The 12,727-nt window shown below is 51.0% G+C and carries 13 protein-coding genes and 1 riboswitch; of the genes, 8 read left to right on the top strand and 5 right to left on the bottom strand.

Translation table 11 applies throughout. From position 1 onward, the window contains the following. Nucleotides 1–183: 183 nt before the first annotated feature. The 3 genes from tolC (at nucleotide 184) to OGV38_RS21460 (ending at nucleotide 3,653) form a co-directional block, all read left to right on the top strand. Nucleotides 184–1,662 carry an outer membrane channel protein TolC gene (gene tolC, locus OGV38_RS21450; RefSeq protein WP_286474871.1) on the top strand — a complete coding sequence of 493 codons (1,479 nt, stop codon included), beginning with the start codon at nucleotides 184–186 and terminating at the stop codon, nucleotides 1,660–1,662. Between the two features lie 147 nt (nucleotides 1,663–1,809). After that, nucleotides 1,810–2,487, top strand: a complete 678-nt coding sequence (locus OGV38_RS21455; RefSeq protein ID WP_016154521.1) for a DUF1190 family protein — start codon at nucleotides 1,810–1,812, stop codon at nucleotides 2,485–2,487. A gap of 5 nt (nucleotides 2,488–2,492) precedes the next feature. Further along, entirely contained in the window at nucleotides 2,493–3,653 is a 1,161-nt protein-coding gene (locus OGV38_RS21460) for a glutathionylspermidine synthase family protein (RefSeq protein ID WP_104651866.1), read from the top strand. Between the two features lie 87 nt (nucleotides 3,654–3,740). Here OGV38_RS21460 and ygiD read toward each other — a convergent pair whose 3' ends face one another. Further along, the gene (ygiD, locus tag OGV38_RS21465) at nucleotides 3,741–4,529 is read right to left on the bottom strand and encodes a 4,5-DOPA-extradiol-dioxygenase (protein WP_016154523.1); all 789 of its coding nucleotides are present in this window, start codon (nucleotides 4,527–4,529) and stop codon (nucleotides 3,741–3,743) included. Between the two features lie 147 nt (nucleotides 4,530–4,676). Here ygiD and zupT point away from each other — a divergent pair, with 147 nt between their 5' ends. Beyond that, nucleotides 4,677–5,450, top strand: coding sequence for a zinc transporter ZupT (gene zupT / locus OGV38_RS21470; protein ID WP_016157488.1), 774 nt, complete (start codon nucleotides 4,677–4,679; stop codon nucleotides 5,448–5,450). A 65-nt stretch (nucleotides 5,451–5,515) separates the two neighbouring features. On the opposite strand, the gene OGV38_RS21475 is transcribed toward zupT, so the two are convergent. Further along, on the bottom strand, nucleotides 5,516–5,692 hold the full coding sequence (locus tag OGV38_RS21475) for a hypothetical protein (protein WP_016154525.1): 177 nt from the start codon (nucleotides 5,690–5,692) through the stop codon (nucleotides 5,516–5,518). Nucleotides 5,693–6,089: 397 nt separating this feature from the next. Between OGV38_RS21475 and assT the strand changes: the two genes are divergently transcribed. Genes assT through dsbI form a run of 3 tightly spaced genes read left to right on the top strand, consistent with a single transcriptional unit; the run spans nucleotide 6,090 to nucleotide 9,270 of the window. Further along, the gene (gene assT / locus OGV38_RS21480) at nucleotides 6,090–7,886 is read left to right on the top strand and encodes an arylsulfate sulfotransferase AssT (protein ID WP_286474877.1); all 1,797 of its coding nucleotides are present in this window, start codon (nucleotides 6,090–6,092) and stop codon (nucleotides 7,884–7,886) included. Between the two features lie 23 nt (nucleotides 7,887–7,909). Next, entirely contained in the window at nucleotides 7,910–8,578 is a 669-nt protein-coding gene (locus OGV38_RS21485; protein ID WP_019077701.1) for a thiol:disulfide interchange protein DsbA/DsbL, read from the top strand. Between the two features lie 14 nt (nucleotides 8,579–8,592). Continuing rightward, nucleotides 8,593–9,270: a protein-disulfide oxidoreductase DsbI gene (gene dsbI / locus OGV38_RS21490; RefSeq protein ID WP_104651865.1), complete on the top strand. Its 678-nt coding sequence runs from the start codon at nucleotides 8,593–8,595 to the stop codon at nucleotides 9,268–9,270. Between the two features lie 83 nt (nucleotides 9,271–9,353). On the opposite strand, the gene ribB is transcribed toward dsbI, so the two are convergent. Beyond that, on the bottom strand, nucleotides 9,354–10,007 hold the full coding sequence (ribB, locus tag OGV38_RS21495; protein ID WP_016154529.1) for a 3,4-dihydroxy-2-butanone-4-phosphate synthase: 654 nt from the start codon (nucleotides 10,005–10,007) through the stop codon (nucleotides 9,354–9,356). Between the two features lie 106 nt (nucleotides 10,008–10,113). Continuing rightward, nucleotides 10,114–10,263: riboswitch (FMN riboswitch) on the bottom strand. A gap of 132 nt (nucleotides 10,264–10,395) precedes the next feature. On the opposite strand from ribB, the gene ubiK reads away from it, so the two are divergent. Further along, the gene (gene ubiK, locus OGV38_RS21500) at nucleotides 10,396–10,692 is read left to right on the top strand and encodes a ubiquinone biosynthesis accessory factor UbiK (protein ID WP_003024618.1); all 297 of its coding nucleotides are present in this window, start codon (nucleotides 10,396–10,398) and stop codon (nucleotides 10,690–10,692) included. A 34-nt stretch (nucleotides 10,693–10,726) separates the two neighbouring features. Here ubiK and glgS read toward each other — a convergent pair whose 3' ends face one another. Together glgS and hldE are read right to left on the bottom strand one after the other, a co-directional pair. Continuing rightward, nucleotides 10,727–10,933 carry a cell surface composition regulator GlgS gene (gene glgS / locus OGV38_RS21505; protein ID WP_019077704.1) on the bottom strand — a complete coding sequence of 69 codons (207 nt, stop codon included), beginning with the start codon at nucleotides 10,931–10,933 and terminating at the stop codon, nucleotides 10,727–10,729. Between the two features lie 307 nt (nucleotides 10,934–11,240). Beyond that, a complete protein-coding gene (gene hldE, locus OGV38_RS21510; RefSeq protein WP_016157492.1) occupies nucleotides 11,241–12,674 on the bottom strand; it encodes a bifunctional D-glycero-beta-D-manno-heptose-7-phosphate kinase/D-glycero-beta-D-manno-heptose 1-phosphate adenylyltransferase HldE in 1,434 nt (477 codons plus the stop codon). Nucleotides 12,675–12,727 lie beyond the last annotated feature (53 nt).

Genomic DNA, 12,727 nt, shown 5'->3' on the forward strand with positions numbered 1-12,727 from the left:
CAATAGTGATTAAAATGTGAATTTCAAGGTCGTTTGACTGATGTTTGAACGCCCTTGTGTTAAATTGATGCAAATTAACGCCGTATGGCACGTAACGCCAACTTTTTGAAGTGGCGGATTCTGCTAGAATCAGCAAATATTTTTACAATTTGATCAGCGCTAAATACTGCTTCACAACAAGGAATGCAAATGAAGAAATTGCTCCCCATCCTTATCGGCCTGAGCCTGTCGGGGTTCACTACTTTGAGCCAGGCAGAAAACCTGATGCAGGTTTATCAGCAAGCACGCCTGAGCAACCCGGAATTGCGTAAATCCGCCGCCGATCGCGATGCTGCATTCGAAAAAATTAACGAAGCGCGTAGCCCATTACTGCCGCAACTAGGTTTAGGTGCCGATTACACCTACAGCAATGGCTACCGTGATGCAAATGGCGTCAACTCCAACGCAACCAGCGCGTCATTACAATTGACTCAGACGCTGTTCGACATGTCTAAATGGCGTGCCCTGACGCTGCAAGAAAAATCAGCAGGCATCCAGGACGTAACGTATCAGACCGATCAGCAAACGCTGATCCTGAATACCGCTACCGCTTATTTTAACGTACTGAACGCGATTGACGTGCTGTCTTACACTCAGGCACAGAAAGATGCGGTCTATCGTCAGTTAGATCAGACCACACAGCGTTTTAACGTGGGCCTGGTCGCCATCACTGACGTACAGAACGCCCGTTCACAATACGATACCGTACTGGCGAACGAAGTTACCGCGCGTAACAATCTCGACAACGCGGTAGAACAGCTGCGCCAGGTGACCGGTAACTACTACCCGGAACTGGCTTCGCTGAACGTTGATGGCTTTAAAACCAACAAACCGCAGGCGGTGAACGCGCTGCTGAAAGAAGCAGAAAACCGCAACCTCTCATTATTGCAGGCGCGTTTGAGCCAGGATCTGGCGCGTGAACAGATTCGTCTGGCGCAGGATGGTCACTTACCGACGCTGGGTTTGACCGCCTCTACCGGCGTTTCTGACACCTCCTACAACGGGTCGAAAACCAACACCTCCCAGTATGACGACAGCAACATGGGCCAGAACAAAATCGGTCTGAACTTCTCGCTGCCGCTGTACCAGGGTGGGATGGTTAACTCGAAGGTGAAACAAGCGCAGTACAACTTTGTTGGCGCGAGCGAGCAACTGGAAAGCGCGCACCGCAGCGTGGTGCAAACCGTGCGTTCTTCGTTCAACAACATTAATGCTTCTATCAGTAGCATTAACGCGTACAAACAAGCGGTTGTCTCTGCCCAAAGCTCTTTAGATGCGATGGAAGCAGGCTATTCCGTAGGTACCCGTACCATCGTGGATGTGTTGGATGCCACCACCACGCTGTACAACGCCAAGCAGCAACTGGCGAATGCGCGTTATACCTATCTTATCAACCAGCTTAACGTCAAATCTGCGCTCGGTACGCTGAACGAGCAGGATCTGGTGGCGCTGAATAATACGCTGGGTAAACCGATCCCGACTTCTCCGGATAGCATCGCGCCGCAAAATCCGCAGCAAGATGCCGCTGTGAATGACTTTAACAGCAACGGCAATATGCCTGCGGCTCAACCAACGGCTGCACGTTCAACCAGCAGCAACGGTAACAACCCGTTCCGTAACTGATGCTGATGACGGGGCTTCGGCCCCGTCTGAACGTAAGGCAACGTAAAGATCCGCCCCTTCTTCCGCATTCTCGCCTCTTCCCGCTTCAATTTCGACCAGTCATCCTCTATTCTGAGCAGAGTTACCACTGGGTCCTGGAAGACATAAATGAAACGGACAAAATCTATACATCACGCCTCGTTCCGCAAAAGCTGGAGCGCGCGCCACCTGACTCCTGTCGCTCTGGCAGTTACCGCTGTTTTTATGCTCGCGGGCTGTGAAAAGAGTGACGAAACGGTTTCGCTTTATCAGAACGCGGACGACTGCTCTGCAGCTAATCCGGGTAAAAGCGCCGAATGTACCACCGCGTTTAACAATGCGCTGAAAGAAGCTGAACGCACCGCGCCAAAATACGCCACTCGCGAAGACTGTATCGCTGAATTCGGCGAAGGCCAGTGCCAACAGGCACCTGCACAAGCGGGCATGGCGCCGACCGGTGAAGGCCAGGCTCAGGCGCAGAATCAAAGCAGCGGCAGCTTCTGGATGCCGCTGATGGCAGGCTATATGATGGGCCGCATGATGGGTGGCGGTATGGGCGCTCAGCAGCCGCTGTTCAGCTCGAAAAATCCGGCCAGCCCGGCATACGGCAAATATACGGATGCTGGCGGCAAAAACTACGGCGCCGCAACGCCGGGTCGCACCATGACCGTACCGAAAACCGCCATGGCGCCGAAACCGGCTACCACCTCTACCGTAACCCGCGGCGGATTTGGCGAATCTGTGGCTAAACAGAGCACCATGCAGCGTAGCGCAAGCGGTACTACCACTCGTTCAATGGGCGGCTGATCGTCATGGAAAGAGTCAGTATTGTTGAGCGCCCGGACTGGCGCGATAAAGCCACCGAATACGGTTTCAACTTTCACACTATGTACGGCGAGCCGTACTGGTGTGAGGATGCGTATTATAAGCTCACGCTTGCTCAGGTCGAAAAGCTGGAAGATGTCACCGCAGAGCTGCATCAAATGTGCCTCAAAGTGGTGGAAAGGGTCATCGCCAGCGATGAGCTGATGACCAAGTTTCGCATTCCGAAGCATACCTGGGGCTTTGTCCGCCAGTCCTGGCAGACACAGCAACCGTCGCTCTATTCGCGTCTCGATCTGGCGTGGGACGGTACGGGCGAGCCTAAGCTGTTAGAAAACAACGCCGATACGCCAACCTCACTGTACGAAGCTGCGTTTTTCCAGTGGATCTGGCTGGAAGACCAACTCAATGCAGGCAACCTGCCGGAAGGCAGCGATCAATTCAACAGTCTGCAGGAAAAGCTGATCGAGCGTTTCGCCGAGCTGCGTGAGCAGTATGGTTTTCAGTTGCTACATCTGACCTGTTGTCGCGATACGGTGGAAGACCGCGGAACGATCCAGTATCTGCAGGATTGCGCTGCCGAAGCTGAAATCGCCACTGAATTCCTCTATGTCGAAGATATTGGTCTTGGTGAAAAAGGTCAGTTCACGGATATGCAGGATCAGGTCATTGCTAACCTGTTCAAGCTCTATCCGTGGGAATTCATGCTGCGCGAAATGTTCTCCACCAAGCTGGAAGACGCTGGCGTTCGCTGGCTGGAACCAGCCTGGAAGAGCATCATCTCCAACAAAGCGTTATTACCGCTGTTGTGGGAAATGTTCCCGGATCATCCGAATCTGCTGCCTGCGTATTTCGCCGAAGATGACTATCCTCAGATGGATAAATTCGTCGTAAAGCCGATCTTCTCACGTGAAGGCGCGAACGTTTCCATTATCGAAAACGGTAAAACGATCGAAGCAGTGGAAGGGCCGTACGGCGAAGAAGGTATGATCGTGCAGCAATTCCATCAGCTACCGAAGTTTGGCGACAGCTATATGTTGATCGGCAGCTGGCTAATCAACGATCAACCAGCTGGCATTGGCATTCGCGAAGACCGCGCGTTGATCACGCAGGATCTCTCGCGTTTCTATCCGCATATTTTTGTCGAATGACTGAGAGTGCCGGGTGGTAGCTGCGTCTTACCCGGCCTACAGCACGAACTGTAGGCTCGATAAGCGCAGCGCCATCAGGCGCATTTATCATCCGACCTGCACCGACAACATACTCAAACTTCCCATCTCAATCCCGTCAACAGGAATAGTCACCGGCTCTTTGCCGTCCCAGGCACCTAATACGTACAGCAGCGGCAGATAGTGATCCGGTGTCGGATTCGATAACGATCCCCCTTCATGATCGAGATAGTTCACCAGCGGGTGCTGTTCAACCGGTCCCTGCCATGTCAGGTTTGCTTTAACATATTCGTTGAATGAGGTCGCCCACGGATATGGCGTGTTCTCACCGTGCCAACGCGCAGTGCGCAGGTTATGCACCACGTTGCCGCTGGCTACCAGCATAATGCCCTCATCACGCAGTGCCGCCAGCTTGCGGCCAATTTCAAAATGCCAGGCCGCAGGTTTGGTACTGTCAATGCTCAGCTGCACCATCGGAATATCCGCATGCGGGTACATCTTGATCAGCACGCCCCATGAACCGTGGTCAAAACCCCACGCCTCTTTGTCTAAGGTAACGGGCACTGGGGCCAGCAAGTCAACCAGATGCTGCGCCAGTTCCGGTGATCCAGGAGCCGGGTAATGGGTGTCATACAGCGCCTGCGGAAAACCGCCAAAATCGTGGATTGTTTTAGGCGCTTCCATCGCCGTCACGCCCGTGCCACGAGTGAACCAATGCGCCGAGACCACCACAATGGCTTTCGGGCGCGGCAACGTTTCCCCCAGTTGCTGCCAGGCGCGGGTATAAACGTTATCTTCCAGAACATTCATCGGGCTACCGTGACCCAAAAACAATGCTGGCATACGAGTTGAAGACATGATGATATCCTTACTGAGGGAGTCATTTTGATACCACCACAATACGCTTATTCGGCTGATGAAGAACTCAGATAACCATGATGAAGATCATCAGTTATTTTGACGATCCGACCCGGACAGCAGATTGATAAGGAGTTTTATTTGTCGATGTCAGTACCTTTACTTCTGACTTTACTGGCAGGCGCCGCCACGTTTATCGGCGCATTTCTCGGCGTGTTAGGGCAAAAACCCTCCAACCGCGTGCTCGCCTTTTCGTTAGGCTTCGCCGCAGGGATTATGTTACTGATCTCACTGATGGAGATGCTCCCAGCCGCACTGGCTGCTGAAGGTATGTCGCCGGTATTGGGCTACGGAATGTTTATCGTTGGCTTACTGGGATACTTTGGCCTGGACCGCCTATTGCCGCATGCGCACCCTCAGGATCTGGTACAGAAAACCACGCGGCCTCTGCCCGGCTCCATTAAACGTACCGCGATTTTATTAACGCTCGGCATTAGCCTGCACAACTTCCCGGAAGGGATAGCGACGTTTGTTACCGCCAGCAGCAATCTCGAGCTGGGCTTTGGTATTGCCCTTGCCGTCGCATTACACAATATTCCTGAAGGATTAGCCGTTGCGGGTCCAGTCTATGCAGCCACGGGCTCCAAACGTACGGCGATATTCTGGGCCGGGATCTCGGGCATGGCGGAAATCCTGGGCGGCGTACTGGCGTGGTTAATTCTGGGAAGCCTGATCTCACCGGTAGTGATGGCGGCAATAATGGCAGCAGTCGCAGGAATTATGGTGGCGCTGTCCGTCGATGAGCTAATGCCGTTGGCAAAAGAGATCGACCCGAATAATAATCCCAGCTATGGGGTACTTTGTGGAATGTCGGTGATGGGGTTAAGTCTTGTCATCCTCCAGTCCATGGGGATCGGCTAATTCAGAGGGCGGATGCCACCCTGCTAATTTACAGCATCCGCTCATCCATAGCAGAACGTGAAGGACTATTCCTGTTCCTTAACCGCGCTGTTATCTTCGCCAGAACGACGGAAGAGTTTGTTTCGCGCCTCGAGTAAAGCATCCCGGTCTTGCCGAAATGCCCGACAATAACGCTTCATATGGCAATAATAACCAACTGCAACGAGTGCAATTAATACAATCCAGTACCAGGCGATAAACATTCTTTTACCCTTAAAATTTAACATCATTAAACATTTAACGTTAAAATTTTACACAACCTTATTCTGACATACTCCTATAGTGGCATATTCCAGAAACAAATATATGATTTCGATCATATAAACCAGCAGCTATGCAAATAGTTAACACCGTTATAAAAAATAAAACAATGTCGACAAGATCACACTGCGCAATAATAAATATTGCCCTTAAAATAACGCACTCATACCATCCAAAAAATAATAAAAATTAGCGCCTGCAAAATAATACACCACATCAATATTAATATATTCACCATAAAAGTAGCATCGGCAATACCATTTTTTATTATATTCACATCGTAAAAACATAATATATTCAGCACTGTTATATCTAAAGATAATATAAGGAGATATATCCATGTTTACACAGTACCGAAAAACACTTCTAGCCGGAACGCTTGCACTGACGTTTGGCTTTGTCGCAGGTAATTCATTTGCCGCTGGTTTCCAACCAGCCCAGCCCGCAGGAAAATTGGGTGCGATAATCGTTGACCCATACGGAAACGCCCCTCTTACCGCACTGGTTGAATTAGATAGTCACGTTATTTCGGATGTTAAAGTTATCGTTCATGGTAAAGGTGAAAAAGGAGTCCCAATTACCTATACCGTCGGCAAAGAATCCCTCGCCACCTACGATGGGGTTCCTATTTTTGGCCTTTATCAAAAGTTCGCTAATAAGGTCACTGTTGAATATAAAGAAAATGGCAAGGCCATCAAGGAAGATTACGTGGTGCAAACATCTGCCATCGTTAATCACTACATGGATAACCGTTCTATTTCCGATTTACAGCAAACAAACGTTATTAAGGTCGCACCTGGCTTTGAAGACCGTCTCTATCTGGTGAATACCCACACCTTTACCGCGCAGGGCGCAGAATTCCACTGGCATGGTGAAAAAGATAAAAATGCCGGTATCCTGGATGCTGGTCTGGCCGGTGGCGCATTACCCTTTGATATCGCACCCTTTACCTTTGTCGTTGATACGGAAGGCGAATATCGTTGGTGGCTGGATCAGGACACTTTCTATGACGGTCATGACATGGATATCAACAAGCGCGGTTACCTGATGGGGATACGGGAGACACCGCGCGGCACCTTCACCGCCGTACAGGGCCAGCACTGGTATGAGTTCGATATGATGGGCCAGATTCTGGCCGACCATAAGCTGCCGCGCGGATTCCTCGACGCATCGCATGAGTCCGTCGAAACGGTGAACGGCACCGTACTGCTTCGCGTGGGTAAACGTGATTATCGTAAGGAAGATGGCATTCACGTACAAACTATCCGCGACCAGATTATTGAAGTCGACAAATCCGGTCGTGTTGTTGACGTGTGGGATCTGACAAAAATTCTCGATCCGATGCGTGATGCACTGCTGGGTGCGTTGGATGCGGGCGCGGTATGCGTCAACGTGGACCTCGCTCATGCCGGCCAGCAGGCAAAACTGGAGCCAGATACCCCCTACGGTGACGCCCTCGGCGTGGGTGCTGGTCGTAACTGGGCGCACGTTAACTCCATCGCCTTTGACGCCAAAGATGACGCCATCATTATCTCTTCCCGCCATCAAGGGGTTGTCAAAATCGGTCGCGATAAACAGGTGAAGTGGATCCTTGCACCGTCTAAAGGCTGGAATAAGGCTCTGGCAAGCAAGCTGTTAAAACCGGTTGATGATAAAGGCAACGCACTGAAATGTGATGAAAATGGCAAGTGCGAGAATACCGATTTTGATTTTACCTACACTCAACACACCGCATGGCTCTCCAGCAAAGGAACGCTTACCATTTTTGACAACGGCGATGGCCGCGGACTCGAACAACCGGCGTTACCAACAATGAAATACTCCCGTTTCGTCGAATATAAAATTGACGAGAAAAAAGGGACCGTCCAGCAAATTTGGGAGTACGGAAAAGAGCGCGGTTATGATTTTTATAGCCCTATCACCTCGGTTATCGAATATCAAAAAGATCGCGACACCATGTTTGGCTTTGGTGGTTCGATTAATTTATTTGACGTTGGACAGCCAACCATCGGCAAAATCAACGAAATTGACTACAAAACAAAAGAAGTCAAAGTCGAAATTAATGTCCTGTCCGATAAGCCAAATCAAACTCACTACCGTGCATTGCTGGTTCATCCACGCCAAATGTTTAAATAATTACATTATATTAAGGATTAATTATGTCATCTAAATGGATCACTTCATTATTTAAAAGTGTGGTATTAACCGCCGCGCTTGCCTCACCGTTTGCAGCATCAGCGTTTACTGAAGGCACTGATTATATGGTTCTGGAAAAACCAATTCCCAATGCTGATAAGACGTTGATCAAAGTATTCAGTTACGCCTGCCCATTTTGCTACAAATATGATAAAGCCGTGACAGGGCCCGTGTCAGACAAAGTCGCCGATGTCGTTACTTTCACTCCGTTTCATCTGGAAACCAAAGGGGAATACGGTAAACAGGCCAGCGAAATCTTTGCCGTAATGATTGCCAGGGACATGGCTGCAGGTATTTCATTGTTTGACGCCAAATCACAGTTTAAAAAAGCCAAGTTCGCTTATTACGCCGCCTACCACGATAAGAAAGAGCGCTGGTCAGAGGGTAAAGATCCCGCCTCATTCATCAAAACAGGGTTGGATGCAGCGGGCATGAGCCAGGCTGATTTTGACGCGGCATTGAAGGATCCAGCCGTCCAGCAAACGCTGGAGAAATGGAAAGCAGCATATGATGTCGCCAAAATCCAGGGCGTTCCGGCTTACGTCGTCAATGGTAAATACCTGATCTACACCAAAAATATCAAATCTATTGATTCCATGGCTGAGCTTGTCAGAGAGCTCGCGAAAAAATAAACAGGGACCCGGCTATGGCTTTCATAAAAGGATCGTGGCGAGACTTACGCAATACACCGGTTGATACCCTGGTGAGATGGCAGGAACAGCGCTTTCTGTGGCTGTTGATGGCTTGCGCAATGGGTGGATTGATTATTCTGGCGCACTCGTTCTTCCAAATCTATCTCTACATGGCCCCCTGCGAGCAATGTGTCTACATTCGTTTTGCCATGCTGGTGATGGTTTTTGGCGGATTGATTGCGGCAATCAACCCCAAAAATGTTGTTCTGAAGCTCATCGGCTGTATTGCGGCATTTTACGGCAGCATCATGGGCATTAAGTTCTCCATCAAACTTAACGGCATTCATTATGCTGTACATAACCCGGACCCGGATTCGCTGTTTGGCGTACAGGGATGCTCCACCGATCCGACATTCCCTTTTAATTTGCCTCTGGCCAACTGGGCACCGGAGTGGTTTAAACCCACAGGAGATTGCGGCTATGACGCTCCCATTGTTCCCGACGGCGTGGCGCTCAGCAGTACGCAAAAGTGGTTTGTCGATCTGTACCAGCAGTCAGAAGGCTGGTATCTGATCCCGCCTTGGCATTTTATGAACATGGCGCAGGCCTGTTTGTTGGCCTTTAGTTTGTGCTTACTGTTGCTCGTCATTATGAGCGCCGCATGGGCATTAAAGCGGGTGAGAACCAAATAATCGGAGCAAGAAACAAAAAAACCGAAGCCTGGAAGATGGCTTCGGTTTTTTATACTTACCGCGACTAACGTGGTAATTTGCGATTAGCTGGCTTTGCGCTCATGCGCCTGACGATAAGCCACCAGGTCTTCGATAGTAACTACCGCCATATTATGCTTGCCGGCAAATTCGATACATTCTGGCGCACGCGCCATGGTGCCATCGTCATTGGTCAGTTCGCACAGCACGCCTGCCGGTTTAAACCCTGCCAGCGTCATCAGGTCGATGGTTGCTTCAGTGTGACCACCGCGGGTCAACACGCCACCTGCCTGAGCACGCAGCGGGAAAACGTGCCCCGGACGGTTAAGATCGGAAGGTTTAGCGCCATCCTGAATTGCCGCACGCACCGTAGTAACACGGTCCGCAGCGGAAACGCCGGTGGTCACGCCTTCTGCGGCTTCAATGGTGACGGTAAAACCGGTACCGTAAGCGCTGGTGTTATTTTCCACCATCATTGGCAGATCGAGCTGTTTGCGTCGGTCTTCAGTGATGCACAGGCATACAATACCGCTGCCGTGACGAATGGTCAGAGCCATCTGTTCAACGGTCATGGTTTCTGCCGGGAAAATCATATCGCCTTCGTTTTCACGATCTTCGTCGTCAAGCACCATCACACCGCGTCCTTCACGCAGCGCAGACAGCGCAAGTTCAACACGTTCGAAAGGCGTACCAAAAGAGGAAAGTAGCGTCTGATTCATGGTAAAAAAACCTCACTAAAATTATGGTTACCAGAATCAGGGCAGTCTTAGGAGTACCGTCTAAGCGGCAAAAAAATAACGTGAGCGGGTCCATGCCCGACTGGATCGTTACTCTCTCCCATCCGGACTCTAACCGTCGGCCCCGGAATTACACCGGATCTGCTGACCTTTGAGTTTGCACCCAAAGCGCTCGCGGGCTTTCAACCTGAGTTGATTTACCGCCGGTGGGGAATTTCGCCCCGCCCTGAGAATAAGCGGGTTAACTATAACGCTATTGATTACCTTCATCAACGCCTTTGCTCGTCTTAGCTTCACACAATTCTGGTTTATGCCTGTGCCAGTTCGCACTACAATAGGCAACAACACGTACCAGTTCAGGGAAACCACAATGATTGACCCGAAAAAAATTGAGCAGATTGCTCGTCAGGTTCACGAGTCGATGCCGAAAGGGATCCGCGAGTTTGGCGAAGACGTCGAGAAGAAAATTCGTCAAACGCTGCAGTCACAGCTGACCCGTCTGGATCTGGTAAGCCGTGAAGAGTTTGATGTACAGACTCAGGTTTTGCTGCGTACCCGTGAAAAGCTGGCGCTGCTTGAGCAACGTCTGACTGAGCTGGAATCGCGTGAAAAAACGGCAGAAGTTAAACCTGCTCCCGCGATCCCGTCAGTCGATCCGCAAGAGTAAAAACGACAACGGGCCGCAAGGCCCGTTTTTTCTGTTAGTGTTCCAGTTCTAGCTTCCTGGCCTCCGTCGCCTGCTGGCAGTACAGCGCATAGCGTTTGCAAAACCAGCTACGATGTTCTTCATCCATATTCCCAGTTATCGCCTGGATATCTACGGGATGGCCCTCAGCTTGCATCCTGGCAAAACTACGGGCCAGGAAATCGAAATTGTTCATTGAATACATATTGCTGTTCATGAGCATACCCTCCAGTTATTGAATATCTGTTAAGGCCATATGCTTTTTCTAATTTCAGTATTTCCCTGGATGCGAAGTTATTCTGTACATATTGTGCGCAAAACCACTGCGCTGGTTCACAGTTTCCCACGAAATCTAAGAGGGGTCGGATTTAAGGTCAGCGTGACGCACGCTTATTGTAACGTCATGTAAAAGTAAATCGGGGGGAGAAATCCCCTCTCCCCTTATTCCTTTACTCTGGGTTGAAGAAAACAGCAGCATCAATAGCAAGAAACGTATCGCATCCAAAAGTTCGATACGTTTCCAGCATTTGTTATTTATCGCTGTCTTTTTGGATCTTCTTGATGATATTGGTCGTTGAGCAGCCATCTTCAAAGTTCAGCACCAGCACTTCACCGCCGTTCGCCCACACTTCTTTGCTGCCCGCAATATCTTCCGGCTTATAGTCGCCGCCTTTTACCAGCAGATCCGGCAGGATGCCGGCAATCAGACGCTGTGGTGTGTCTTCTTCAAAAGAGACCACCCAGTCGACGGCTTCCAGCGCGCCCAGCACGATCATGCGCTGTTCCAGCGGGTTGACCGGACGCGTTTCGCCTTTCAGACGTTTGGTCGAAGCATCGCTGTTTACCGCCACGATCAGACGATCGCCCAGCTTGCGCGCATTCGCCAGATAGGAAACGTGGCCAGCATGTAGGATGTCGAACACGCCGTTGGTCATCACCACTTTCTCACCGCGCTTGCGGGCGCTGGCAACGGCCTGTTTCAGCTCAGACTCGCTCATCACGCCAAAGCCAGTGTCGGCCCGACCGCGCACGGCGTTTTCCAGTTCAATCGGGGAAACGGTGGAAGTCCCCAGTTTACCGACGACAACACCCGCTGCGGCATTAGCAAAATAGCACGCCTCTTCCAGAGTGTTCCCCGCCGCCAGCGTCGCTGCCAGCACGCCGATCACCGTATCGCCCGCCCCCGTCACGTCATACACTTCCTGCGCCTGCGTCGGCATATGCAGTGGCGATTTGCCCGGTTGCAGCAGCGTCATACCCTGTTCGGAACGCGTGATCAGCAGCGCGGAAAGGTCGAAATCTGCAATCACTTTCATGCCGCGCTCAACCAGTTCATCTTCGCTTTTGCACTTACCGACCACCGCTTCAAATTCAGACAAATTCGGCGTCAGCAGCGTTGCGCCACGATAGCGTTCAAAATCGGTCCCTTTCGGATCGATAAGCACCGGCACCCCAGCCTTACGCGCCAGAGCAATCATCTGCTGCACGCTTGCCAGCGCGCCTTTGGCGTAATCGGAGAGCACCAAAGCGCCAATGGAGCCCAGAGCCTGGTTAATACGCTCATGCAGCGGCTGCGGATCCACGCCTTCAAAACCTTCTTCGAAATCCAGGCGAATCAGTTGCTGGTTGCGGGAAAGCACGCGCAGTTTGGTGATCGTCGGATGAGTTGGCACAGAAACGAAGTCACATTTTACGTTCACATCCGCCAGCGTTTTGCTCAGCGCACGCGCCGCGTCGTCAATCCCAGTCAGGCCAACCAGACGCGAATTCGCTCCCAGAGAGGCAATGTTCATCGCCACGTTTGCTGCGCCACCGGGACGTTCTTCAATGGTATCAACCTTCACCACCGGAACCGGCGCTTCAGGTGAAATACGGCTGGTAGGACCGTACCAGTAGCGATCTAGCATCACATCACCGACAACCATGACTCCTGCACGTTCAAACTCTGGCAGCGTTACTTTCATTCCTGTCTCCTGAGAGATTCTCTGAGGGTCTTAAAATTTGCGCGCGATAATAG

The organism is Citrobacter sp. Cb080 (assembly GCF_030334745.1).
Taxonomy (GTDB): domain Bacteria; phylum Pseudomonadota; class Gammaproteobacteria; order Enterobacterales; family Enterobacteriaceae; genus Citrobacter; species Citrobacter braakii.

Excerpts from the sequence above, each read along its gene's own strand:
- ribB (WP_016154529.1), bottom strand. The coding sequence starts at position 10,007 with ATGAATCAGACGCTACTTTCCTCTTTTGGTACGCCTTTCGAACGTGTT.
- zupT (WP_016157488.1), top strand. The coding sequence starts at position 4,677 with ATGTCAGTACCTTTACTTCTGACTTTACTGGCAGGCGCCGCCACGTTT.
- assT (WP_286474877.1), top strand. The coding sequence starts at position 6,090 with ATGTTTACACAGTACCGAAAAACACTTCTAGCCGGAACGCTTGCACTG.
- ygiD (WP_016154523.1), bottom strand. The coding sequence starts at position 4,529 with ATGTCTTCAACTCGTATGCCAGCATTGTTTTTGGGTCACGGTAGCCCG.
- OGV38_RS21485 (WP_019077701.1), top strand. The coding sequence starts at position 7,910 with ATGTCATCTAAATGGATCACTTCATTATTTAAAAGTGTGGTATTAACC.
- OGV38_RS21475 (WP_016154525.1), bottom strand. The coding sequence starts at position 5,692 with ATGTTTATCGCCTGGTACTGGATTGTATTAATTGCACTCGTTGCAGTT.
- tolC (WP_286474871.1), top strand. The coding sequence starts at position 184 with ATGCAAATGAAGAAATTGCTCCCCATCCTTATCGGCCTGAGCCTGTCG.
- OGV38_RS21455 (WP_016154521.1), top strand. The coding sequence starts at position 1,810 with ATGAAACGGACAAAATCTATACATCACGCCTCGTTCCGCAAAAGCTGG.
- glgS (WP_019077704.1), bottom strand. The coding sequence starts at position 10,933 with ATGCTCATGAACAGCAATATGTATTCAATGAACAATTTCGATTTCCTG.
- ubiK (WP_003024618.1), top strand. The coding sequence starts at position 10,396 with ATGATTGACCCGAAAAAAATTGAGCAGATTGCTCGTCAGGTTCACGAG.
- dsbI (WP_104651865.1), top strand. The coding sequence starts at position 8,593 with ATGGCTTTCATAAAAGGATCGTGGCGAGACTTACGCAATACACCGGTT.
- hldE (WP_016157492.1), bottom strand. The coding sequence starts at position 12,674 with ATGAAAGTAACGCTGCCAGAGTTTGAACGTGCAGGAGTCATGGTTGTC.
- OGV38_RS21460 (WP_104651866.1), top strand. The coding sequence starts at position 2,493 with ATGGAAAGAGTCAGTATTGTTGAGCGCCCGGACTGGCGCGATAAAGCC.